A 24,883-nucleotide genomic window follows, 5' to 3' on the forward strand; every position below is an offset into this window, starting at 1 on the left:
TTTGCATAATATCGGTGATGAATATTCTTTATTTCAATATATATAGGAGGAATGTGAAGTGGTTCAAACATATACATGCACAAACGGCCTTCGCATCGTTTCCGAATCGATCCCCCATTTCCGATCTGTAGCGGTCGGGGTATTCGTTAAAGCAGGATCGCGCGATGAGTCGCCGGAAGAAAACGGCATTACGCATTTTATCGAGCACATGCTGTTCAAAGGCACCGAGACGCGATCGGCTAAGAAAATCGCCCAGGAATTCGACCGCATCGGGGGCGATATCAATGCCTATACTTCAAAGGAATATACGTGCTATTATGCGAAGATACTCGACCATCATGCGGAGCTGGCCGTAGAGGTCTTGGCGGATATGTTTTTCAATTCGAAGATGGATGTAGCGGAGATTGAAAAAGAGCGACAGGTCGTCTTGGAAGAAATCAGCATGACCGAGGATATGCCCGATGACGATGTGCAGGAACAGCTATGGCGCGTCATGTATCCGCACCATTCGATGGGTGCGCCGATCCTTGGGACAGTTAGCACGCTGAAAAGTTTTACTCGCGAAAAAATTGAATCGTTCATGTCGCACCATTATACGCCGGAAAATACGGTCATTTCCGTTGCCGGCCATATCACGCCTGCATTGATCCGGAAAATCGAAGCGCTTTTCGGGACGTTCAGCCGCTCGACGACCGCGAAGAATTACAAGTTCCCTGTCTTCACGCCTGGTTACTCCTACAAGAACAAGGACACCGAACAGGGCCATTTGAGCTTCGGCTATCCGGGAATGTCGATCGAGCACGCAGACCTGTTCAATTTCACGGTCCTCAACAACATCATCGGCGGATCGATGTCATCCCGCCTGTTCCAGGAAATCCGGGAAGAGCGGGGCTTGGCGTATTCGGTCTACTCCTACCATTCAGCTTATTCAGACCACGGGACGCTGGCGATTTACGGCGGCACGGCGAACGAGCAAATGGATGAGCTTCAGGAAGTGATTGCCGCTTCGCTGCAGAGCATCCGCCACAGCGGGCCAACGCTCGAGGAAGTGACGGACTCGAAAGAGCAGCTGAAAGGCAATATGATGCTCGGCCTCGAGAGCACCAGCGCACGGATGAACCGCAACGGCAAGAACGAACTGCTGCTTGGCAGACATCCTTCCTATGACGACATCCTCAAACGGATCGACGAAGTCTCCCTCGAAAGGGTGGAGGCGCTTTCGGAAGTGTTTGCCGGCGAACCGGCCATTTCCATTATCCGCTCCAAGGAAGAAGCGGAATAGCAGGCCGCGGCATAAACTGAAATAGGAACGCAAGAAAGCCCGGCTGAACTTTAAGCCGGGCTTTCTTTCTGAAATTTCCAGGAGCGGCGAACCGGATTCCCTTTGGAAGTTGCCATAAAACCACAGAATTTCCGCTGATTCATTTCTCTAGCACGGTGAATTATGGTACAATTACGCCAATCATCTTTGAAGGAGCGAGTTGTTTGAAATCATATAATGTAGCAATTATGGGCGCCACAGGCGCGGTAGGACAACAAATGAAAGAGCAGCTTGAAAAGCGGGACTTTCCGGTGGGCACCATCAAGTTTTTGGCGTCGAGCCGTTCAGCAGGGCAGGAAATCGAATTCAAAGGGAAAACTTATATAGTGGAAGAAGCAACGCCTGAATCGTTTGAAGGCGTGGATATCGCGCTATTCAGTGCAGGCGGCAGCATTTCGGAGCAATTCGCCCCGGAAGCCGTCAAGCGTGGTGCGGTTGTCATCGACAACACAAGTGCGTTCCGCATGAACGAAGAAGTGCCGCTCGTGGTGCCGGAAGTGAATCCGGAAGATATCGGGAAGCATAACGGCATCATCGCGAACCCGAACTGCTCCACCATCCAGATGGTCTGTGCACTGCAGCCGCTGAAGGCCCAGTTCGGGCTCGGAAAAATTGTTGTTTCGACGTACCAGGCCGTCTCAGGCGCCGGCGTCGGAGCCATCAATGAGCTCAAGGAGCAGGCAGCAGCCGACTTTGACCAGGCAAAAGATGCCGAAGCCAAAATGCTGCCGGTGAAATCCGCTGAACGCCATTATCCAATCGCTTTCAACGCGATTCCGCAAATCGATAAATTTACGGAAAACGGCTACACGTTCGAAGAAATGAAAATGATCAACGAAACGAAGAAAATCATGCATGACGAAAAACTTGCTGTCGCTGCGACATGCGTCCGGTTGCCGGTTGTGACCGGCCATTCGGAGTCGGTCTATGTGGAACTTGAAGCCGCGCCGACAGTAGAGGAAGTCAAACAGGCCATCGCCAACGCGCCTGGCGTGGAATTGATGGACGATCCGTCAAACCAGGTGTATCCGATGCCATTGATGGCTGCCGGCCTGGATGAAGTGTTCGTCGGCCGGATCCGCCAGGACCTGGACAACCCGAGAGGCTTCCATATGTGGGTCGTCTCCGACAACCTCGTAAAGGGCGCCGCTCTCAATTCCGTCCAGATTGCAGAATCAATGATCCAGCAAAACATCATTTAAGATGGAAACAAGCCCTGAAACAGACCGGCCGTTGCGCCGGTTTGTTTTTTTCTTTGGACTGTTTACCCGGATTCCCGTATAATGGAGTCTATGGATGTGTACGGGTAAATTTTAGGAGGAAATAAATTGAGTAAAATTAAAAATGAAGTTATTAGAATCATTCCGCTTGGCGGAGTCGGCGAAGTCGGTAAAGCGATGTACGTCATTGAAATTGATGAAGACCTGTTCGTAGTGGACAGCGGACTCATGTTCCCGGAAGATGAAATGCTTGGCATTGATATCGTCATTCCCGACATGACGTTCCTTGAAGAAAACAAAGACCGTGTCAAAGGGATTTTCCTGACGCACGGCCATGAAGACGCGATCGGTTCGATCGCTTACTTGATGAAGAAAATTCAGGCGCCTGTCTACGGTTCGAAGCTGACGATCGCGCTTGCGAAAGAGCATATCAAAGAGCAAGGCTCGCTGAAGCATGTGAAATTCTTCGAAGTGACCAATAAAAGCCGCATGAACTTCGACAAGACGCACGTGACGTTTTTCCATACGACACATAGCATCCCGGACGCCTTGGGAATCGCTTTCCATACATCTGAAGGAGCGATTGTCCATACCGGGGAATTCAAATTCGACCAATCCGCCAAAGGGAGCTACCGCCCGGATATTTCGAAAATGGCGAAGCTTGGCGATGACGGGGTCCTGTTCCTGCTTTCGGATTCGACAGAAGCTGAACGCCCGGGCTACACAACGTCTGAAACGGTCATCTATGACCACCTGCATTCCGCTTTTCTGAACGCTGAAGGGCGTATTTTGGTATCGCTGTATTCATCCAACTTTATCCGGATCCAGCAAGTATTCGACCTGGCACAGAAAACAGGGAAAAAAGTGGCTGTAGCCGGCAGAAGCCTTGAAAGCAGCTACGAAGTGGGATTGCGGTTGGGTTATCTGACTGTCCAAGAAGATACAGTGATTTCCTTGAAGGACCTTGAACAATACCGCGACGAAGAAGTCGTCATCATTGTCACAGGCAACCAGGGCGAACCGCTTGAAGCACTGGACAAGATGGTCCGCAAACAGCATAAAGACGTGAAAATCAAAGAAACGGACACCGTTTTGATTACTTTCACTCCGTCTCCTGGAATGGAAGTCCCGATGTTCCAGACGATGAACAAATTGGCGAAAGCCGGCGCAAACGTACTGACTTCGAACAAGAAAGTCCACGTTTCGGGACACGGCAGCCAGGAAGACCTGAAAATGATGCTCAACATGATGAAGCCGAAATATTTCATCCCGATCCAAGGCGAATACAAGATGTTAATTGGGCACTCGAAACTTGCCCAGCAAGTCGGCATGCACAAGTCGGATATCTTCATTGCCGACAAAGGCGATATCGTTGAATACAAAGCAGGGAAAGTCCGCATGAGCGGCCGTGTCACTGCAGGCAACGTATTGATCGACGGCATCGGCATCGGAGACGTCGGAAACATCGTTCTCCGCGACCGCAAGCTCCTGTCGCAGGACGGCATTTTCATCGTCGTTGTGACGCTGAACCGCAAAGAAAAGAAAATCGCATCGGGACCTGAAATGATTTCGCGCGGATTCGTCTATGTGCGCGAATCAGAACAGCTGATGGAAGAATCCACTCAATTGGTCCGGAAAATCGTCGAGAAGTACGTCGTCAAAGATGCTTTTGAATGGAATAATATCAAACAGGAAATTCGCGACACACTGAATTCTTATTTATTCCAGCAAACCAAGCGCCGTCCGATGATCATTCCGATTATTATGGAATATTAAGAGAGACAAAGTGAAAGGATTTCCAAACCGATCTATCGGCGGAAATCCTTTTTTCAATTTTAAGGAAACGAGGGATTTACATGCCACGGGCACAGGCAAAGAAAAAGATAAAGAAAAAGCCGGTTACGAAAAAAAAGCAGCCGATGCCGATGATCTGGTATGAAGTGATCGGCCTCTTGATGATCGGCATGGCAGTTCTGATGGCGTTCCAGCTGGGCATCATCGGCAAATTCCTGATGAATACAGCCGAATTGTTCACAGGCTATCTTGCGATATTGGTGCCGGTTGTCCTGGCTGCGCTAGCCGTCTATGTGATGGTCAAGCGGACTTGGCCGAAGCCGAAGCCGCGACTGGCCGTAAGCGGGCTGTTTTTGCTGACGGGCGTCTTGCTGATCTGCCATTTGATTTGGGCAGCAGGCTCAATTTTGCCGATCACCACCGGAAATGCGGTGGCTGAAACGATCAAGGCTACCCAAGTCAGCGGCTCCATCTGGCAGACGTATACAGCGAGCGGCGGAGGATTATTAGGCGCCGGGCTTTATGCGATGTTCCATGTCCTATTCGACACGGCAGGCACCTGGATTATCGCCCTTCTGCTCCTGTCGATCGGCGCCATCATTTTGACCGGCAAGACAGCAGCGCCGTATCTAGCTGAAAAAGTGCCGAGCCTTCGCCCTGTCCTGGGCGGGGTGATGGAACGGTTCAAGCGGGACAAACCGAAGCGCATCGCTGCGCCGCGGCGGAAGTCCCAGCCGGAACAGGTACTGGAAGCGAATAATACCTTTGAGTATGACGAAGTGGACGACGAGATGCCGGAAGAGGCCGTTTTTGCCATGCAGCCGGAAGAACCGATCATTTCCGCATTCACCGAAAACGTGAAGCCGCGGAAAATGGAAACGCCGCAAGAGAAACCGGCAGAAGAAGTTCCAGATGCAGGCACTGCCGATCTGGCGGACGTGCCTTTGATGAGCACGGCAGAAGAGCTGGAGAACGAAGAATACCAGTTGCCGCCGATGGATCTATTGACATTGCCGCCGCATAGCGACCAAAGCGGGGAATATTCCGGCATCCAGAAAAACGCAAAAAAACTCGAGAAGACTTTCCAGAGCTTCGGCGTCCGCGCCAAAGTCACGCAAGTCCATCTGGGGCCGGCCGTCACCAAATACGAAGTGCTGCCGGACACCGGGGTGAAAGTCAGTAAAATCGTCGCACTGCATGATGATTTGGCCTTGGCGCTCGCTGCCCGGGATATCCGGATCGAAGCCCCGATTCCCGGGAAATCCGCCATCGGCATCGAAGTACCGAACTCCGAAGTGGCGATCGTTTCCTTGCGGGAAGTTCTGGAGTCGGAAGAGAACAATAAACCTGAACAAAAGCTCTTGTTCGGCCTAGGCCGGGATGTTACTGGGCAAGCTGTCATGACCCAGCTGAACAAAATGCCGCATTTGCTTGTAGCCGGATCCACAGGAAGCGGGAAATCGGTCTGCATCAACGGCATCATCACAAGCATCATCATGCGGGCGAAGCCCCATGAAGTGAAGATGATGATGATCGACCCGAAAATGGTGGAGCTGAATGTCTATAACGGCATTCCGCATCTGCTCGCGCCGGTTGTCACCGATCCGAGAAAAGCGGCGCAGGCATTGAAAAAAATTGTTTCAGAAATGGAACGGCGCTATGAACTGTTCTCGCATACCGGCACCCGCAATATCGAAGGGTATAACGAGTATGTCCGGATCTTTAATGAAGAAAACGAAGAAAAGCATCCGAAGCTGCCGTTCATCGTCGTCATTGTCGATGAGCTGGCGGACTTGATGATGGTCGCTTCGAATGAAGTGGAAGACGCCATCACGCGGCTTGCGCAAATGGCGCGGGCAGCAGGGATCCATTTGATCATCGCGACCCAGCGCCCGAGCGTCAACGTCATCACGGGCGTCATTAAAGCGAACATTCCGTCACGGATCGCTTTTGCCGTATCTTCGGCCATCGATTCCCGTACTATCCTGGACATGGGCGGAGCAGAAAAACTGCTCGGCCGCGGCGATATGCTGTTCCTCGGAGCCGGCCAATCCAAGCCGGTACGGGTCCAAGGCGCGTTCCTGTCCGATCAGGAAGTGGAAAAAGTCGTGGATTTTGCAATTGAACAACAGAAGGCGCAATACCAGGAAGATATGATCCCGACGGAAGTGGAAGAAAATGCGATCGACGACGAAACGGACGAAATTTACGACGAAGCCGTCCAGCTTGTCTCCGAGATGCAGACAGCCTCCGTCTCGATGCTCCAGCGGCGGTTCCGCGTCGGCTACTCGCGAGCGGCGCGCATCATAGACCAAATGGAGCAGAGGGGGGTCGTAGGGCCTTATGAAGGCAGTAAACCCCGCACAGTTTTAGTTCCAAAGCAGGAAGACTATTAAGTCTTTCTGCTTTTTTTATGTCAAATTGATTACAGGAAATGTAATGTTTGAAATGAAAAATCGCGAAATTCGACAAAAGACTATTTATTTCATTTAAAATTAATGTTATAGTAATTTTGATTAGTAGGAATGTTTTACATCAGATGTCTGATCTCTGTCATTGGTGGTGAATCGTATGACAATTAAAGCGGATCATCGCGCATTGTATCTTCAAGTGATTGACCGAATGAAGCAGGATATCGCTGCCGGATTGTACAAAGAGAAAGAGAAGCTGCCATCCGAATTCGAATTAGCCAAGACACTTGGAGTCAGCCGCGCCACTCTAAGAGAAGCGCTGCGGCTGTTGGAAGAGGATAATATCATCGTGAGGCGCCATGGCGTCGGGACGTTCGTCAATGCAAAGCCGGTATTCTCATCGGGGATAGAGCAATTGACGAGTGTTTCGGACATGATCCGCCAAGCAGGCATGGAGCCCGGTGCCATTTACTTGAGCACGAACGAGGCTCCTCCTTCTGAGGATGATATAAAACGCTTTCATTGCGATGCCGATGAAGCTATTATCGTTATTGAACGCGTCCGCACGGCCAATGGCGAACCTGTCGTCTATTGCATCGACAAGGTGCCGTCAAAGTACTTGCCGGCCGATTTCCTCGGACGCAAAGAAAGTTCCATCTTCTCCGCAATAGAAGAATCCGGAGCTGTTCGGATTTCATATGCGGTCACGTTCATTGATCCGATCGGGTACCACGATGAAGCGTCGCCGATATTGGAATGCGATCCGGAAACTGCTCTACTCGAATTAAAACAGTACCATTACGATGAAGACGATCGAATGGTCCTTTATTCAAAGAACTACTTCCGGGCTGATAAATTCAGTTTCCATGTAGTTCGAAAACGTGTGTAAAACGGCAAATTCCTGCTACTATCAAAAATTACCTTGGGGGTTATCACATTGATTAAACGTAAATTTGCTTTAGGCCTTTCAGTAATGCTTGCAGCCAGCACGATGCTTGCAGCATGCGGCAGTGAAGAAGAAACTTCAACTGGCGGTTCTGGCGGCGGAGATGGCGCTACAGAAGAAAAAGGCGACTTCTCAGTTGCGATGGTTACAGATGTCGGCGGTGTGGATGATAAATCGTTCAACCAATCAGCTTGGGAAGGTTTGCAGACTTTCGGTGAAGAAAATGGCCTTGAAAAAGGCGATGGCGGCATCGATTACCTTCAGTCCGGATCTGACGCTGATTACAACACGAACTTGAACAACTTGATCCGCCGCGACTTTGATGTCGTATTCGGAATCGGGTTCTTGATGGAAGGCGCGGTTAAGGAAATCGCTGAACAGCAGCCGGACGCTCAAATCGGGATCATCGATGCAGTTGTTGATGCACCGAACGTAGCAAGCGTATTGTTCAAAGAGCAAGAAGGAGCTTACCTTGCAGGCGTTGCAGCTGCTTTGATGACTGAAACGAAAAAAGTTGGATTTGTCGGCGGTATGGACATTCCTGTAATCGAACGTTTTGAAGCCGGATTCAAAGAAGGCGTTAAAGCAGTAGACGAATCAATCGTTGTTGATTCCCAGTACACAGGTGCTTTTGATAAAGCGGAATTAGGTAAATCAACGGCTGCCCTTATGTACGATTCAGGCGCAGATATCGTTTTCCACGCAGCTGGCGGAACTGGTAACGGTGTATTCACCGAAGCCAAGGAACGCAAAGAAGCTGATCCGGATGCGAACGTATGGGTTATCGGCGTAGATGCTGACCAATACGATGAAGGAAAAGTCGGAGATGCGAATGTTACCTTGACTTCAGTTCTTAAGCGCGTTGATCAGGCTGTTATGGATATCTCGAACAAGGCCAAAGAAGGCAACTTCCCAGGCGGCGAAACGACTACTTACGGTCTAGCTGATGATGGCGTCGGCCTTGCGGATTCCCGCGGAGCGATTCCAGAAGATAAAATGGCTAAAATCGAAGAATTCAAAGAGAAAATCGCAAGCGGCGAAATTACAGTTCCAGAAACGTTGTCAGAATAAATTCAGTCTGTACGGTCATCATAAAGACCGGTTCAACCGGTCTTTATGATTTTTTTTGCTCAAAAAAGGATTGATAGACGAAAGGCTTTTGTAATGGAAGCCTTTCCTGTATCAATTTTCCACGTGATGCAAAGTTGATTTATCTAAAAATAAGCCACCAGTTTTCGAGGGAGTGAGAACAATGGAACATGTTATTGAAATGCTCAATATCCGGAAAGAATTCGGTTCATTCGTCGCCAACGATAATATTACGCTTCAATTGAAAAAAGGCGAAATTCACGCATTGCTTGGCGAAAACGGAGCCGGGAAATCGACATTGATGAACGTGCTTTTCGGATTGTACCAGCCTGAAGGCGGCGAAATCCGAGTGCGCGGCGAAAAGGTCGATATCGCTAACCCGAATATCGCCAATGAGCTGGGAATCGGGATGGTCCATCAGCATTTCATGCTGGTCGAGAACTTCACCGTTACCGAAAACATCATTTTAGGCAGTGAACCGACCAAATACGGCATTACCAATAAAAAAGATGCAGCGAAACGGGTACAAGAGGTATCTGAACAATACGGGCTGAACGTGGATCCGCATGCTTTGATCGAAGATATCTCCGTCGGGATGCAGCAGCGTGTGGAAATTTTGAAAACGCTTTACCGCGGAGCGGAAATCCTTATTTTCGATGAGCCGACTGCGTCGTTGACGCCACAGGAAATTGTGGAATTGATCCAGATCATGAAACGATTGATTGCCGAAGGCAAATCGATCATTTTGATCACGCATAAATTGAAAGAAATCATGGACGTTTCGGACCGAGTTACGGTCATCCGTAAAGGGCAGGGGATCGGCACCGTCACCACTGCTGAAACAAATCCTGCAGAGCTTGCCTCGTTGATGGTCGGCCGCCAAGTCGAATTCACGACGGTCAAAGGGCCGGCGCATCCTACCGAGGATGCATTGTCCATCAAGGACCTCGTAGTCGAAGATTACCGGGGCATCGAGAAAGTGAAACGTTTGAACTTGACTGTCCGCAAAGGTGAAATTGTCGGGATCGCCGGAATCGACGGGAACGGACAAAGCGAATTGATCGAGGCGATTACAGGCCTCCGCAAAGTGAAAAGCGGCACCATTTCGCTGGATGGCAAAGACATCACCGGCTTGAAGCCGCGCAAAGTCACCGAAGCGGGCATCGGCCATATACCGCAGGACAGACACCGCCACGGCTTGGTGCTGGATTTCCCGATCGGCCATAATATTTCACTGCAGACGTATTACAAGACGCCGATCTCTAAAGGCGGCATCATCGATTACAAGAAAATTGACGAGAAAGCGTTGCAGATCATCAAGGATTTTGATGTCCGAACGCAGGGGCCGCATACCCCTGCACGCGCTTTGTCAGGCGGGAACCAGCAGAAAGCGATCATCGGCCGGGAAGTTGACCGCGATCCTGATTTGCTGATTGCGGCATTGCCGACTCGGGGCCTCGATGTTGGTGCAATTGAATTCATCCACAGCCGTTTGATCGAACAGCGTGACAACGGCAAAGCCGTATTACTTATTTCATTTGAACTGGATGAGGTCATGAACGTTTCGGACCGCATCGCGGTTATCCACGATGGCGAAATCGTCGACGTCGTGGTTCCGGAAGAGACAACGGAACAGGAACTAGGGCTCTTGATGGCAGGCCATTCTGCCAAATCTCATGGAGGCCGCAACGATTCAAAGAAAGAAGGTGAGGATCAGCATGTCAATTAGAGCTACAAATCTTCTGGTCCCCGTCATCTCGGTAATCTTAGGGCTGCTCGTCGGCGCAATTGTCATGCTGGTTTCAGGCTATAATCCGGTAGTCGGATACACGGCGCTATGGAACGGGATTTTCGGTGACCTTTACACAATCGGTGAAACAATCCGCCAGATCACTCCGTATATTTTGGCCGGCCTTGCCGTAGCATTCGCTTTCCGCTCGGGCTTGTTCAATATCGGTGTAGAAGGACAGCTGATCGTCGGCTGGTTTGCGGCTGCCTACGTGGGCGTTGCCGTCGAATTGCCGAAAATCATCCATTTGCCGCTGGCGATTTTGGCAGCGGCTGCAGCCGGAGCTCTCTGGGGCTTCGTGCCAGGGCTTTTGAAAGCGAAATTCCATGTCCATGAAGTAATCGTCACGATCATGATGAACTATATCGCGCTCCACACAACAAATGCATTGATCAAAACCGTCTCTGACGGCGGCGACAGAACCGAATCGATTTTCTTGAGTGCATCGCTCCGCTCGGAATTCTTCCAGAACCTGACGGACTTTTCACGTCTCCATTATGGAATTTTGATTGCACTCGCAATGGTTGCCGTCATGTGGTTCATCCTGGAGAAGACGACATTAGGCTTTGAATTGAAAGCGGTCGGCTTCAACTCGAACGCTTCCGAATATGCAGGGATGAACGTCAACAAAAACGTCATTCTCGCCATGGTCATTTCCGGTGCATTCGCCGGTTTGGCAGGTGCGATGGAAGCACTTGGAACGTTTGAATACGTGTCCTCCAAAGGCGGATTTACAGGCATTGGATTTGACGGAATTGCGGTCGCGCTGCTTGGCATGAACACGCCGCTTGGCGTCATCTTCGGCGCTACTTTATTCGGCTCATTGAAATACGGCGCTTTGAATATGCCGAATGCTGCCGGAATCCCGCTGGAAATTGTAGAAATCGTTATTGCAGTTATCATTTTCTTCGTAGCTTCAGGTTATATCATCCGCCTATTCCTGCTGCGAGCGGCTAAAAAGAAGGAGGCGAAGTAATATGAGTTTCTTGGAAGTTTTGTATTTCATCATTCCTTCAGCCATTTTCTATGCGGCACCGTTAATTTTCACAGCGATCGGTGGCGTTTTCTCGGAACGTTCGGGTGTCGTCAATATCGGCCTTGAAGGGTTGATGGTCATCGGTGCATTCGTCGGCATCCTGTTCAACTTGCTGTTCGCCGACACATTCGGCAATGCGACTCCTTGGCTGGCATTGATTGCTGCCATGGTTGCTGCGCTTCTGTTGTCGCTTGTCCACGCAGTGGCGTCGATTTCGTTCCGTGCAGACCAGGTTGTCTCCGGTGTGGCGATCAACTTGCTTGCCATCGCATTGTCCTTGTACCTGGTCAAAAAGATCTTCGACAAAGGGCAGACGGACTTTATCACGGAGCGCTTCCCGCGCTACAACGTGCCGATCTTGTCGGATATTCCGGTCATCGGTCCGATGTTCTTCGAAAAAATGTACAACACATCCATCCTGGCGATTGCAGTTGCCTTTATCGCATGGTTTGTTATTTACAAAACGCCGTTCGGCCTGCGCCTCCGTTCAGTCGGGGAGCATCCGATGGCAGCAGATACGATGGGAATCAATGTTTCTAGAATGCGCTACATCGCGGTTATGATTTCTGGGGCTCTTGCGGGAATCGGGGGCGCCATCTACGCTCAGACGATTTCCGGCGATTTCGGCCACGCGACGATCAATGGCCAGGGCTTTATGGCCTTGGCTGCCATGATCTTCGGGAAATGGCATCCGCTCGGCGCCATGGGAGCGGCCTTGTTCTTCGGCCTCGCCCAATCGTTGAGCATCGTTGGGCCGTCCATTCCGTATATCAAGGACATCCCGAGCGTGTTCCTGCTGATCCTTCCATATGTATTGACCATCCTTGCTTTAGCCGGATTCATCGGCCGTGCCAATGCGCCAAAAGCAAACGGTGTCCCATACATCAAAGGCCAGCGCTAAACGCTGCAATTTTTATACCGGAACAGGCGCACTCGCAATTGCAGAGTGCGCCTGTTTTTATTTTAGGAGAAGCGCAGCTTCGCAATCCGGAGCCAAACGCCAGCCGCTTGCGCTTTTCTTTACATTAAAGGTTCGGTATAGTTAGTTTATGATAGAAGAGAGGGGATACTTTATGTTCCAGACGATAAACATTGCCAAGGGCGTGGATGTCCATGTCCATGAGACGACGCAATTCAAAACGATTAATTTTTCGCTGAAGTTCAAGGACAAGCTGACAGAAGAAAAAGCATCAGCACGCTCGATCCTGGCGAATGTCCTGCAGCACAGCAATGAAGTCTACCCGTCGCATACGGCACTTCGCATGGTGCTTGATGATTTATATGGCACATCGCTATACATAGATTCTTCAAAACGCGGAAATGAGCATATCGTGACCTTGAACGTCGAAACCGTCAACGATGAATACCTGTCGGAGGAAGGCGTCCTTGAAAAAGTGCTGAACTTGATGTATATCGTCCTGTTCAAACCGAATCTGGAGAACGGGCTGTTCAAGGAATCGATTTTCAAGCGCGAAAAAGAAGCGATCAAACACCGCATTGAATCGATTTTTGACGACAAGACCCGGTATGCCCAGCAGCGCATGATGGACCTCGCACTTCCAGGCCATCCCGCTTCGATTCCTTCGAACGGCACGCTCGAAGCTGTGGAAGCCGTGACGAACGAAGGGCTGCTCCAAGAATACCGGACGATGATGGAAGACAATGAAATTGAAATATACGCGGTAGGGGATGTCAAACCGGAAATGATTGCCGGCTACATCAAGGAGTTCTTCCATTTCAAAGACCGCAAAGAAGCGATCAAAGCCCCGTCCACCGAACTTGCGAAGCCGGAGCAATCGCGCGTCCTCGAATACGAGGACATGAAACAAGGAAAGCTCCACATGGCTTTTTATACGCCGATCACATTTACGGATGAGAAATTCCCTGTGATGCAGCTAATGAACGGAGTGCTTGGCGGCTATGCCCATTCAAAGCTGTTTGTGAATATCCGCGAAAAGGAAAGCATGGCGTATTACGTTTCCAGTTCATACTCTTCCCAATTCGGCCTGCTGTTTGTGCTGGCCGGAATTGATGCGAAACTGGAAGAAAAAGCAGTGAAACTCGTGCTCGAGCAGCTGGAAGAAGTGAAAAAGGGCAATATCACGGATGTCGAACTTGGCCAGACGATGGCGTTGTTGACCAACCAATTGCGGGAAGCGCTCGATTCTGCCCGCGGCCAGATCGACATCTACGACCAGTATATGGAATTGACAGAAGCGTTTGAGCCGGATTACCTTATCAGCAAATGGAAAGCCGTCACCAAAGAGGATATTGCAGACGCTGCAAAAGCGCTGTCGCTTGAGATGACTTATTTCCTATCAGGCAAGGAGGATGAATCCAATGAATAAAGTGGAATTCGAACAATTGGACGAAACGCTGTACCATGAGAAACTGCCCAATGGGCTCCAAGTATATATCTTGCCGAAAAAAGGGTTTTCGAAGACGTATGCCACTTTCACGACCAAGTACGGATCGATCGACAACCATTTTGTCCCGTTCGGCGAAACTGAACCGGTCAAAGTGCCGGACGGCATCGCCCATTTCCTGGAGCATAAAATGTTCGAAAAAGAAGACGGCGATGTTTTCCAGCAGTTCAGCCAGCAGGGAGCTTCCGCCAACGCCTTCACTTCGTTCACGCGGACGGCCTACTTGTTCTCTGCGACTGACAAAGTGACAGAAAATGTAGAGACGCTGCTTAATTTTGTCCAAAGCCCTTATTTCACGGAAAAGACCGTGGAAAAGGAGAAAGGCATCATTGCGCAAGAAATCACGATGTATGACGACCAGCCTGACTGGCGCCTGTATTTCGGGATGATTGAAAACCTCTACGAGAACCACCCGGTAAAGATCGATATCGCCGGCACGGTCGAATCGATCCAGAAGATTACAGCAGAACATCTGTACACATGCTATAACACGTTCTATCACCCGTCGAACATGATGCTGTTCATCGTCGGTTCGGTGGAGCCGGAAAGCATGATCGAGTTCATCAAAAACAACCAGATGCAGAAGACGTTCGAGGAGCCGAAAGAAATCTTCCGCATTTATCCGGATGAACCGGCCGAAGCGGCGATCAAGGAACGGACACTCGAAATGAGCGTCCAAAAGCCGAAAGTCTTTGTCGGCATCAAACCTGAAAACCTGGACCTTTCCGGCGCCGATATGCTCAAGCATGAGCTTTCTGCCCAATTGGCTTATGAATTGCTGTTTGGCCGAACATCGGATTTCTACCATCATGCATATGAGAACGGCTGGATTGATGAATCCTATTCGTTCGATTATTCACTGGAGAACGGCTTCGGTTATGCTTTGATCGGATCGGATACCGCCACACCTGAAAAATTGATTGAAGAAATCCAGCATACACTGGACCGCGCGGTTGAAAAATGGCCGTTCGGCCAAGCGGATCTTGACCGCGTTCGCCGCAAGAAAATCGGCTTTTTCCTGCGCGCCTTGAATTCGCCGGAATACATCGCCAACCAATTCACCCGATATGCTTTCAATGATATGAATTTATTCGACGTGGTGCCGTGCCTGGAGAGCATTGAAGTTGCAGATCTGCAGGCGGCGTTTGCGTCCGTCAGCTCCGAGCAGCAGCGATCCACATTCACCATCATGCCGCCGAAGAAGGCGAATGTGTGAAACGGTTCGCTGTGATCATGGGTGCGTCCGGAGAAATCGGGGAAAGCGTGGCGCATGAAATGGCAAGTTGCGGATGGTCGCTTTATCTGCACTGGAATTCAACGCCCCTAGCGCATTTGGTACACCGGCTGGAAGAGATGTATCCCGGCCAGGAATTCATAGCCGTGCAAGCGGACTTCACCCGCGACAACGGGGGAGAGCTGCTAGCCGCCCATGTTTTCGACGCTTCTTGCGTGGTGGTGGCCAGTGGACATGCGCTCATGAAAATGCTCATCGATACAGACGAATGCGAAATGGATGAACTGTGGCGAGTGCATGTCAAAAATCCGGTATCCGCCATTAAAAGGATATCCAAGTTTTTCCATCGCCATCCGGCCTCCTATGTCATTTTCGTTTCATCAATCTGGGGCGAAACCGGAGCGGCGCTCGAAACGATGTATTCTGCAGTGAAAGGTGCCCAGCTTTCTTTTGTCAAAGCCTACGCAAAAGAAATGGCATCGGCAGGTACACGTGTAAATGCAGTAGCACCGGGCTTTATCCAGACAAAAATGAACGGGCGCCTTCTTGAAGAAGAGCTTGGCGCCATCAAAGAAGAGATCCCGCTGGGCCTCGGCAAACCGCAGGATGTTGCGGATGCTGTCAGCTTTCTGGCCAGCGGGAAAGCGGAGTATATGACGGGCCAGACGCTCCGGATAAACGGAGGATGGCATATGTAGAAAAAGAAGGAAAGGTTTTCCTTCTTTTTTTAATAACACTTTTCTTGCAGGCTCAAATCAGCTATCATTAAGAAGGTAGAACGCTAGAGCATAAACTGAATTGAAAGGTCGGATGATGAGTGAAGGAATGGTATTTTGAGTACGAAATACAAGTCAATCGTCCGGGTCTGTTAGGAGATATAGCTTCGCTTCTGGGGATGCTCCGGGTCAACATCGTCACGATCAACGGCGTCGACCAAGGGCGGCGCGGAATGCTGCTGCGTGCAGAACATGATGTCCAATTGGAGCGGTTTGAGCAGATTGTTTCCACTATTGAAACAATTGCGGTCAAGAAATTCCGTGAACCGAAATTGCGCGACATATTGGCGGTGCGCCACGGGCGCTATATCCAACGGGATGCGGATGACCGGAACACGTTCCGTTTTGTGCGCGATGAACTGGGATTGCTGGTCGACTTCATGGCAGAGATTTTCAAGCAGGAAGGCCATAAGCTGGTCGGCTTGCGGGGGATGCCGCGTGTCGGCAAGACGGAATCGATTGTTGCTGCAAGCGTCAGCGCCAATAAGAAATGGATTTTCCTCTCCTCGACCATGATCAAGCAGACGGTGCGCAACCAGCTGATGGGCGACGAACATAATGCCAATAATATTTTCATTCTAGATGGCATAGTGACGCGCCGTTCTTCCGATGAACGCCATATGCAGCTGGTCAGGGAAATGATGAGGATGCCGACGATAAAAGTGGTGGAACATCCCGACATGTTTGTCCAGCAATCTGAATACAGCATAGAAGATTTCGATTACATTATCGAATTGCGCCATCATCCAGACGAAAAGATTACGTATGAAGTATTGGAAAAGAATAACTTCATGGACGACAAGAACCAAGCGGATATGTTCGGCGGTTTTAACTTTTAAGTAGGCAGGTGATCGGATTGAGTGAATTGGGTACTCGTTTGAAAGAGGCGAGAATCGCAAAAGGGTACAGTTTGGAAGACCTCCAAGACATAACAAAGATTCAGAAGAGGTATTTGGCCGGAATCGAAGAAGGCAACCACAGTATGATGCCGGGGCCATTCTATGTGCGGGCGTTCATCAAGCAATATGCGGAATCAGTTGGCCTCAACGCCGATGAATTGCTCGAGCAGCATAAATCGGAAGTGCCGGTTCCGGTGAAGGAAGAAGTGAAGAAACCGATGGCGACGCCAACGCCTTCACGGCGGCAGACGTTTGCCAAAAGTTCGTCCCGTGGCGTCGGGGAAGTGATGCCGAAAGTCATTGTCGCGTTGTTTATTGTCCTTATTCTCGGGGTTTCCTGGTATTTTTATAAATCACTGGACACAAATGACACGGCAGAAGAAGTACCGGAAGAAACAGCGGGCGTCCCTTACGAGGAACCGGCTGAAGAAGAAACTCCACCTCCGGCAGAAGAAAAGCCGGCTGAAGCTCCGGCTGAAGAGAAACCGGAAGAGCCGAAAGAGCCTGAAGCTGCGGTCAAAGTGAAAGGCACACAAGGCGAGACGACTACATATGAGTGGAGCGGTCCGGCGAAACGTGAACTGACGATCAAAGCGAGCGGTGCGTCGTGGGTTTCTGCGACTGATCAGGCCCAGAAGGAATTATTGGCACCTGCCCGGACGATGCAGCCGAATGAAAGCGAGACGATTGATGTTTCGTCTACTTCACAAGTCCGCATCCGCCTCGGAGCATCACCGAACGTGCAGCTGGCTGTCAACGGAAAACCGATTGAATACTCACAGGATCTAATCACGCAAAATATCGTTATTCAATTTACTGCTGCAGAATAGCCATCTTTTGATGGCTATTTTTCTTTAAAAACGAAAGGAGAATCATCATGAACATTCCCAATCGAATTACCATTTCCCGTATCTTCCTGATTCCAGTCTTCATGATTGTCATGCTGGTGGATTTCAACTGGGGGAATATGACGCTTTTCGGCGCAGAAATGCCGGTTTCTCATTTTGTCGGCGGCCTGATTTTTATCATCGCTTCGCTCACGGACTGGATTGACGGCTATTACGCACGCAAATACAACCTGGTCACAACGTTCGGCAAATTCCTGGATCCGCTTGCGGACAAACTGCTGGTTTCGGCCGCATTGATCATTTTGGTGGAGCTGGGCTTCGCCGCTTCCTGGATTGTCATCATCATCATCAGCCGTGAGTTCGCCGTTACAGGCTTGCGCCTGGTATTGGCAGGAGAAGGCGAAGTCGTCGCAGCCGGCGGGCTTGGCAAAATCAAGACCACTGCGCAGATCCTGGCGATTGCGGCTTTATTGCTCCATAATACGATCTTTACGTTGGCCAACATCCCGTTCGGCGAAATCATGCTTTACATTGCGTTAATCTTTACGGTCTGGTCAGGCTGGGATTATTTCTACGCCAACCGCAGAGCATTGATGGCATCGAAATAAAATCCAAGCTCGGTAGGCTAAGCATAAATTGTGTAAACCGCTTCGGCGCTTTGGGCATGACTCCCACAAGAAGCCAGGCACAGAAAGCTTGTCTTCTTGCTTCGTCTAGCCCGAAGGCGCACCGGCGCTAAATAAATCATTGAAAGCAGTAACTCTATTCTTCATTGCGGTACTCTCTGATAGGTGAAGCGCATCAATGGGAACATTATTACTGTTTAGCGTAGCAGCATATATGAATATTTTATGCTATATATAACCTTTAAAGTTCATTAGCAGAAAGGAAGTGGCCGAAGATGAATGCAGAAATCATTGCGGTGGGTTCAGAGCTTTTGCTCGGGCAGATCACCAATACCAATGCCCGCTTTATCTCGAATCATTTGGCGGAACTTGGCATCAACGTCTTTTACCATACAGTGGTCGGGGACAATGCCGGGCGTTTGGAGGAAGTCATCGCAAAGGCTGAGGAACGGGCAGACTTGATCATTTTCACCGGAGGGCTGGGGCCGACAAAAGATGACCTGACAAAAGAAACCATCGCGCGCCATCTCGGCACCACGCTTGAGATGGATGAAGAGGCGCTGCAGTCGATTGTGGCTTTCTTCGAACGTGCAGGGCGCCCCATGACCGACAACAATAAAAAACAGGCGCTCGTTTTGAAAGACAGCAAGGTTTTGGTCAATCATCACGGCATGGCGCCGGGGATGTTGTATAATACCGACGATCATGTTTATATGCTGTTGCCGGGGCCGCCCAAGGAAATGGAGCCGATGTTCCAGTTCGAAGCGAAGCCGATGCTTGCCCGGTTGCTGAACCAGGCGGATGTCATCTTGAGCCACGTCTTGCGTTTTTACGGCATCGGAGAAGCGGAGCTGGAATTCCGGCTCCAGGAATTGCTGGACCGCCAGACCAATCCGACAATCGCTCCTCTCGCTGCTGACGGGGAAGTGACGCTCCGCATAACTGCGAAGACGAATACCGAAGAACAGGCATGGGAATTGATCAACGCATCGAAAAAAGAGATTCTCGATGAAGTCGGCGAATATCTCTACGGCTATGACGATGATTCCCTTGCTTCGAAAACGATTGAATTGCTGAAGGAACAGTCGAAAACAATTTCAGCCGCTGAAAGCCTGACGGCCGGGCTATTCCAATCGGAGCTTGCAGCAGTGGCGGGAGCGAGTGCCGTCCTGTCAGGAGGAGTCATTGCCTATAATGAGGAAACCAAGATCAGCCAGCTTGGGCTGTCGCCCGATCTGCTGAAGCAATTCGGTGTGGTGAGCGAAGAAACCGCCATCGCGATGGCAGAAGCCGCCCGTTTGAAGTTCAAAACGGACATCGCTGTCGGCTTGACCGGGGCTGCCGGACCGGATGCCCACGGGGACCAGCCCGCAGGAACGGTTTGGATCGGCATCGCCACTGCGGAAGGGACGGATGCGTACCGGCTCCAATTGTCCGGGATGCGCAATACGAACCGCCTGAGAGCTGTGAAACTGGCCCTTTCGTACATCATACGAACGCTGACAGAAGGAAACGCACGCAAAATTTGATTTTGCGTGTTTTTTTTATGCGCAAAACGGGAATTTGGCTCTTATAAGGCATTTAAAAATCAAAAATAAAAACAAGAACACGAATAAACGTTCGCTTTTTTCTTGTGTATTTCTCAATAACCTAGTATACTAGAGTCAGGTAGAAAAATTGGTTTTAATTAGAGGAGGATTTCTTTTGAGCGATCGTAAAGCAGCGTTAGACATGGCGTTAAAAAGTATAGAAAAGCAATTTGGTAAAGGCTCGGTCATGAAATTGGGCGAGAAAAGCGACCGCAATGTATCTTCAATTTCAAGCGGCTCGTTGGCAATTGACACGGCACTAGGAATAGGCGGATACCCGCGCGGGCGGGTTATCGAAATCTACGGGCCTGAAAGTTCAGGTAAAACGACTGTTTCGCTTCATGCTATTGCAGAAGCCCAGGCAGCAGGCGGCACTGCAGCATTCATCGATGCCGAGCATGCACTTGATCCAGTTTATGCAAAAAATCTCGGTGTAAACATCGATGAGCTTTTGCTGTCTCAGCCGGATACAGGGGAACAAGCCCTTGAAATCGCAGAAGCATTGGTACGAAGCGGCGCAATCGACATCGTCGTCATCGACTCCGTAGCAGCACTTGTGCCAAAAGCGGAAATCGAAGGCGAAATGGGCGACTCGCATATGGGCTTGCAGGCTCGCTTGATGTCCCAAGCATTGCGGAAGCTATCCGGTATCATCAACAAGTCGAACACAATCGTTATTTTCATCAACCAGATCCGTGAGAAAATTGGTGTGATGTTCGGTAACCCGGAAACGACGCCGGGCGGCCGTGCTTTGAAGTTCTATTCTTCTGTACGTATGGAAATCAGACGCGCTGAAGCATTGAAATCAGGCAATGACATTATCGGTAACAGAACGAAGATCAAAGTTGTTAAAAACAAAGTTGCTCCGCCGTTCCGTACAGCGGAAGTGGACATCATGTACGGCAAAGGGATTTCCCGTGAAGGGGAAATCGTCGATATCGGTTCGGATCTGGAAATCATCCAGAAGAGCGGTTCTTGGTATTCATACAAAGATGAGCGCATCGGCCAAGGCCGTGAAAACGCTAAGCAGTTCTTGATGGCGAATCCGGAATTGCGCAACGAGATTTCAAACAAAGTCCGCGAATCTTTGGGCATGGCCGCAGCTACGTACACGATTGCTGCCAAGGACGAAGAGCCGGAAGAATTCAACTTGCTGATTGACGAAGAATAAAATCCAAGCCTTCATTGCAATGGAGGCAGAAAGGGCCGCAAAGCATCAGCTTTGCGGCCCTTTCTTTATATAAAGTTATGCCGGAGGGAAACAAGGTCGGGTATTAATAGCAGCTTTCCAATAGCTGGCGAATCTCCACGGCCGCCTCCGCTTTTCGGATTGTCCAGACTCCGGTGCCTGGTTCCTCGAGACGCTTCGGTCTTGCCCGCGATGGAAAAAAGCGCCATCACTGCCAAGCCCTCCAGCGCTTGTCCAGACTTCAGTGCCTAGCTCTTCGGGACATAAGCCAGGTCAACTACGCGGCAGAAACCGCCGCTCCATTGACCTGTCTTATGCCTAGCAGAGCTGAACAGGCACTTACACTTTTCCTTAGTCGGAACCGAACAGGCACCTCCGCTTTTATATTGTCCAGACTCCAGCAGCCAGGTTCTCGGGTCATAAGCCAACCCGGCTGTGCGGCAAAAAGCGCCGCTTCGCCGGTCTGTCTTATGCCTATCGAACCTGAACGGCTGCCTCCGCTTTTGGCGGAGCACCATGGGTTGACACTTCTTATGACCAACTATACAATTAAGTTGTATCTGTGCAAGCATTTTCTGCAGAGATTACACATTTTAACTTGTATTGATGCATAAGGGGTTACATTAATTCATCTTTAGAAATTTAAAAAAAGAATAGCAAGAGGAGGTGTTCGAATGGGAATTTCTGAGATCATCTTCGCTTTGCTTGGTATCATCGTCGGTGTAGTTGTTGGATATCTTGTGTTAAAGAGACAAAACGATTCTGATATAGCAGGGGCTAAACACTCTGCGGAGCAAATTGTTGAAGATGCGAAGAGACAAGCAGACGCATTGAAAAAAGAAGCTCTATTAGAAGCGAAAGACGAAAATCACAAATTGCGTACTGAAACAGAATCTGAAATCCGTGAACGCCGATTGGAACTTCAAAGACAGGAAAATCGGTTGTTGCAGAGAGAAGAAAATTTGGATCGCAAGGATGATGCATTGAACAAAAGAGAGGCTGGCCTTGAACGCAAGGACGAAGCGCTCGCAGAAAAACAACAGCATATTGTACAGATGGAGAGCAAAGCTGAGGAGTTAGTCCAGCAGCAACAATCCGAAATGGAACGCATTTCCTCTCTGACCCGCGAAGAAGCGAAGTCGATCATCCTGCAGCAAGTTGAAAACGAACTTTCAACAGATATTGCAGTGATGGTGAAAGAGACGGAAGCGCGCGCCAAAGAAGAATCGGATAAGAAAGCGAAAAACATCCTTTCATTGGCCATGCAGCGTTTTGCGGCAGACCATGTCGCTGAGACGACGGTTTCGGTAGTCAACTTGCCGAACGATGAAATGAAAGGCCGCATCATCGGACGTGAAGGACGCAACATCCGGACGCTTGAAACTTTGACGGGCATCGATTTGATCATCGATGATACGCCGGAAGCGGTCATTTTGTCCGGCTTTGATCCGATCCGCCGCGAAACAGCGCGCCTGGCACTCGAGAAATTGGTGTCCGACGGCCGTATCCACCCGGCCCGCATCGAAGAGATGGTTGAGAAGTCAAGACGCGAAGTGGATGAGCAGATCCGGGAAATCGGGGAGCAGACGACATTTGACGTCGGTGTCCATAACTTGCATCCTGACTTGATCAAAATCCTGGGACGTCTCCGCTACCGTACGAGCTACGGCCAGAACGTTCTGAAACACTCTGTCGAAGTTGCCTTCCTGTCCGGCTTGATGGCCGCAGAACTCGGCGAAGATGTCACCCTTGCACGCCGTGCGGGACTTCTTCACGATATCGGGAAAGCGATCGACCACGAAGTGGAAGGAAGCCACGTTGAAATCGGCGTGGAGCTTGGTACGAAATACAAAGAACATCCAGTTGTCATCAACAGCATCGCCTCCCACCACGGCGATACAGAAGCGACGTCGATCATTTCGGTTATCGTCGCTGCAGCAGATGCATTGTCTGCCGCACGTCCGGGAGCGCGCAGCGAGACGCTGGAGAACTATATCCGCAGACTTGAGAAGCTTGAAGAGATTTCCGAGTCGTACGAAGGCGTCGAGAAATCATTCGCCATTCAAGCGGGACGCGAAATCCGCATCATGGTCCGGCCGGAGCAGATCGATGATATGACTGCGCATAGACTGGCTCGCGACATCCGGAAACGGATCGAAGAAGAGTTGGATTATCCAGGGCATATCAAAGTGACGGTCATCCGTGAAACACGAGCAGTTGAATACGCAAAATAATAGGAGTGAGGCTTCGATGAATGTCTATTCAAAGAAGCCTTTTTCTTATGGAAAAAGGTGAACGTTATGAAAATCTTGTTTATTGGTGACATTGTCGGCTCTATCGGCCGCGATGCACTGGAATCCTATCTGCCGCGCCTGAAGCGCAAATATGCACCCGATGTAGTGATTGCCAACGGCGAAAATGCCGCGGCAGGGCGCGGCATCACAAAAGCCATCTACCAGGACCTCATGTTCATGGGCGTCGACATGGTGACGATGGGCAACCATACGTGGGACCAGAAAGAAATCTTCGATTTTATTGATGAGGTCGATTACTTGATCCGTCCGGCGAACTTCTCGCCGGAAGCTCCGGGCCGCGGAATGGCGACGGTCACCAAAAATGGCCAGACCTTATCGGTCATTAATCTTCATGGCCGCGTCTTCTTGCCGCCGCATGACGATCCGTTCCAAAAAGCGGACGAGCTGATCGCAGAAGCGAAAGAAATTTCACCGCTCGTCTTTGTCGATTTCCACGCGGAAGCGACAAGCGAAAAAATCGCAATGGGCTGGCATCTCGACGGCCGCGCTTCAGTCGTTGTCGGGACGCATACGCACGTCCAGACAGCGGACGCGCGGATCCTGCCAAACGGCACCGCTTATATTTCAGATGTCGGCATGACCGGGCCTTATGATGAAATCCTGGGGATGACAAAAGAGTCGGTGCTTTACCGATTCAAAACGAATATGCCGACACGCTTCGAAGTGCCAAAGCGCGGGCGTCCGGTCGTCAGCGGCTTTTTCACCGAGGTCGATGATAGCACAGGCAAAGCGCTCTCTTGTGAACGCATCTACATCAATGAGGATTATCCGTTCCAGAACTAAGCCAGTTCTTGTCGATTCTCCGACAATTGGTCTCTCTGCCTTGTAGACAGCGGGCACTATTCAGTATAATAAGTACGAATCACGATAACAAAATCATGGTCGATAATCGGTGGGCTCGTAAAAGCCGCAATCGGCCAAGAAGTGGGTGTCTGAAGAATGACATATTCAAAAGAAGAAATCGTTGCAAAAGCTCGCGAAGTGGCGGACATGATCGCCCAGACCGAAGAAGTGGAATTCTTCAAGCGCGCTGAAGCTCAAATAAACGAAAACCAAAAAATCCGCGAGAAGATCGCCAGCTTGAAGAGCCTGCAAAAACAAGCAGTCAACTTCCAGCATTACGGCAAAGAGCGGGCACTTGAATTGATCGAAAGCAAAATCGCGAAAATTGAAGAAGAAATCGACGCTGTGCCGATTGTCCAGGAATTCAAGCAATCCCAGACAGATGTCAATTCGCTTCTGCAAATGGTCTCGACAGCGATTGCCAATCAAGTGACGAACAACATCATCACATCGACGGGCGGCGATTTGCTGCGCGGCGAGACCGGCTCGCAAGTAAGAAACAGCCCGGCCAACAAAAAGTGATCCCATGCAA

21 protein-coding genes are annotated in these 24,883 nt (G+C 50.1%); all 21 read left to right on the forward strand.

The features are described from left to right. The first annotated feature begins 58 nt into the window (after nt 1–58). The 21 genes from ACTL32_RS12060 (at nt 59) to ACTL32_RS12160 (ending at nt 24,873) form a co-directional block, all read left to right on the forward strand. A complete protein-coding gene (locus ACTL32_RS12060; RefSeq protein WP_441341716.1) occupies nt 59–1,282 on the forward strand; it encodes a M16 family metallopeptidase in 1,224 nt (407 codons plus the stop codon). A 203-nt stretch (nt 1,283–1,485) separates the two neighbouring features. Beyond that, nucleotides 1,486–2,523, forward strand: a complete 1,038-nt coding sequence (locus ACTL32_RS12065) for an aspartate-semialdehyde dehydrogenase (RefSeq protein ID WP_441341717.1) — start codon at nt 1,486–1,488, stop codon at nt 2,521–2,523. Nucleotides 2,524–2,649: 126 nt separating this feature from the next. Further along, complete coding sequence (locus ACTL32_RS12070) at nt 2,650–4,317, forward strand: ribonuclease J (RefSeq protein ID WP_204892477.1); 1,668 nt, start codon at nt 2,650–2,652, stop codon at nt 4,315–4,317. 10 nt (nt 4,318–4,327) lie between these two features. Next, complete coding sequence (locus ACTL32_RS12075) at nt 4,328–4,480, forward strand: hypothetical protein (RefSeq protein WP_441341985.1); 153 nt, start codon at nt 4,328–4,330, stop codon at nt 4,478–4,480. After that, nucleotides 4,461–6,731, forward strand: coding sequence for a DNA translocase FtsK (locus ACTL32_RS12080; protein ID WP_441341978.1), 2,271 nt, complete (start codon nt 4,461–4,463; stop codon nt 6,729–6,731). The genes ACTL32_RS12075 and ACTL32_RS12080 overlap by 20 nt, the downstream gene beginning before the upstream one ends. Before the next feature lie 175 nt (nt 6,732–6,906). Further along, nucleotides 6,907–7,635 (forward strand): GntR family transcriptional regulator, encoded by a 729-nt coding sequence (locus ACTL32_RS12085; RefSeq protein WP_441341718.1) that lies wholly within the window; start codon nt 6,907–6,909, stop codon nt 7,633–7,635. Nucleotides 7,636–7,683: 48 nt separating this feature from the next. Then, nucleotides 7,684–8,763: a BMP family lipoprotein gene (locus tag ACTL32_RS12090; protein ID WP_441341719.1), complete on the forward strand. Its 1,080-nt coding sequence runs from the start codon at nt 7,684–7,686 to the stop codon at nt 8,761–8,763. Nucleotides 8,764–8,944: 181 nt separating this feature from the next. Continuing rightward, on the forward strand, nt 8,945–10,510 hold the full coding sequence (locus ACTL32_RS12095) for an ABC transporter ATP-binding protein (protein ID WP_441341720.1): 1,566 nt from the start codon (nt 8,945–8,947) through the stop codon (nt 10,508–10,510). Then, nucleotides 10,500–11,546 (forward strand): ABC transporter permease, encoded by a 1,047-nt coding sequence (locus tag ACTL32_RS12100; protein WP_441341721.1) that lies wholly within the window; start codon nt 10,500–10,502, stop codon nt 11,544–11,546. Before ACTL32_RS12095 ends, ACTL32_RS12100 begins: the two co-directional genes overlap by 11 nt. 1 nt (nt 11,547) lies before the next feature. Further along, on the forward strand, nt 11,548–12,507 hold the full coding sequence (locus tag ACTL32_RS12105) for an ABC transporter permease (RefSeq protein WP_441341722.1): 960 nt from the start codon (nt 11,548–11,550) through the stop codon (nt 12,505–12,507). A 172-nt stretch (nt 12,508–12,679) separates the two neighbouring features. Then, nucleotides 12,680–13,954, forward strand: a complete 1,275-nt coding sequence (gene yfmF, locus ACTL32_RS12110) for an EF-P 5-aminopentanol modification-associated protein YfmF (RefSeq protein WP_441341723.1) — start codon at nt 12,680–12,682, stop codon at nt 13,952–13,954. Further along, the gene (yfmH, locus tag ACTL32_RS12115; RefSeq protein ID WP_441341724.1) at nt 13,947–15,248 is read left to right on the forward strand and encodes an EF-P 5-aminopentanol modification-associated protein YfmH; all 1,302 of its coding nucleotides are present in this window, start codon (nt 13,947–13,949) and stop codon (nt 15,246–15,248) included. Before yfmF ends, yfmH begins: the two co-directional genes overlap by 8 nt. Beyond that, complete coding sequence (ymfI, locus tag ACTL32_RS12120; protein WP_441341725.1) at nt 15,245–15,964, forward strand: elongation factor P 5-aminopentanone reductase; 720 nt, start codon at nt 15,245–15,247, stop codon at nt 15,962–15,964. Before yfmH ends, ymfI begins: the two co-directional genes overlap by 4 nt. A 119-nt stretch (nt 15,965–16,083) precedes the next feature. Further along, nucleotides 16,084–16,881 carry a YmfK family protein gene (locus ACTL32_RS12125; RefSeq protein WP_204892467.1) on the forward strand — a complete coding sequence of 266 codons (798 nt, stop codon included), beginning with the start codon at nt 16,084–16,086 and terminating at the stop codon, nt 16,879–16,881. A gap of 8 nt (nt 16,882–16,889) precedes the next feature. Further along, nucleotides 16,890–17,771: a helix-turn-helix domain-containing protein gene (locus ACTL32_RS12130; RefSeq protein WP_441341726.1), complete on the forward strand. Its 882-nt coding sequence runs from the start codon at nt 16,890–16,892 to the stop codon at nt 17,769–17,771. 47 nt (nt 17,772–17,818) lie between these two features. Then, entirely contained in the window at nt 17,819–18,397 is a 579-nt protein-coding gene (pgsA, locus tag ACTL32_RS12135) for a CDP-diacylglycerol--glycerol-3-phosphate 3-phosphatidyltransferase (RefSeq protein WP_441341727.1), read from the forward strand. A gap of 293 nt (nt 18,398–18,690) precedes the next feature. Beyond that, nucleotides 18,691–19,944, forward strand: a complete 1,254-nt coding sequence (locus ACTL32_RS12140) for a competence/damage-inducible protein A (protein WP_441341728.1) — start codon at nt 18,691–18,693, stop codon at nt 19,942–19,944. A 175-nt stretch (nt 19,945–20,119) separates the two neighbouring features. Next, nucleotides 20,120–21,175: a recombinase RecA gene (gene recA / locus ACTL32_RS12145; protein ID WP_204892463.1), complete on the forward strand. Its 1,056-nt coding sequence runs from the start codon at nt 20,120–20,122 to the stop codon at nt 21,173–21,175. Nucleotides 21,176–21,867: 692 nt separating this feature from the next. Continuing rightward, a complete protein-coding gene (gene rny / locus ACTL32_RS12150) occupies nt 21,868–23,427 on the forward strand; it encodes a ribonuclease Y (protein WP_441341729.1) in 1,560 nt (519 codons plus the stop codon). A 66-nt stretch (nt 23,428–23,493) separates the two neighbouring features. Then, nucleotides 23,494–24,291, forward strand: a complete 798-nt coding sequence (locus ACTL32_RS12155; protein ID WP_441341730.1) for a TIGR00282 family metallophosphoesterase — start codon at nt 23,494–23,496, stop codon at nt 24,289–24,291. Between the two features lie 156 nt (nt 24,292–24,447). Then, a complete protein-coding gene (locus tag ACTL32_RS12160) occupies nt 24,448–24,873 on the forward strand; it encodes a RicAFT regulatory complex protein RicA family protein (protein WP_204892454.1) in 426 nt (141 codons plus the stop codon). Nucleotides 24,874–24,883 lie beyond the last annotated feature (10 nt).

Origin of the sequence: Planococcus sp. FY231025, from assembly GCF_052078085.1 — a bacterium.
Taxonomy (GTDB): Bacteria; Bacillota; Bacilli; order Bacillales_A; family Planococcaceae; genus Planococcus.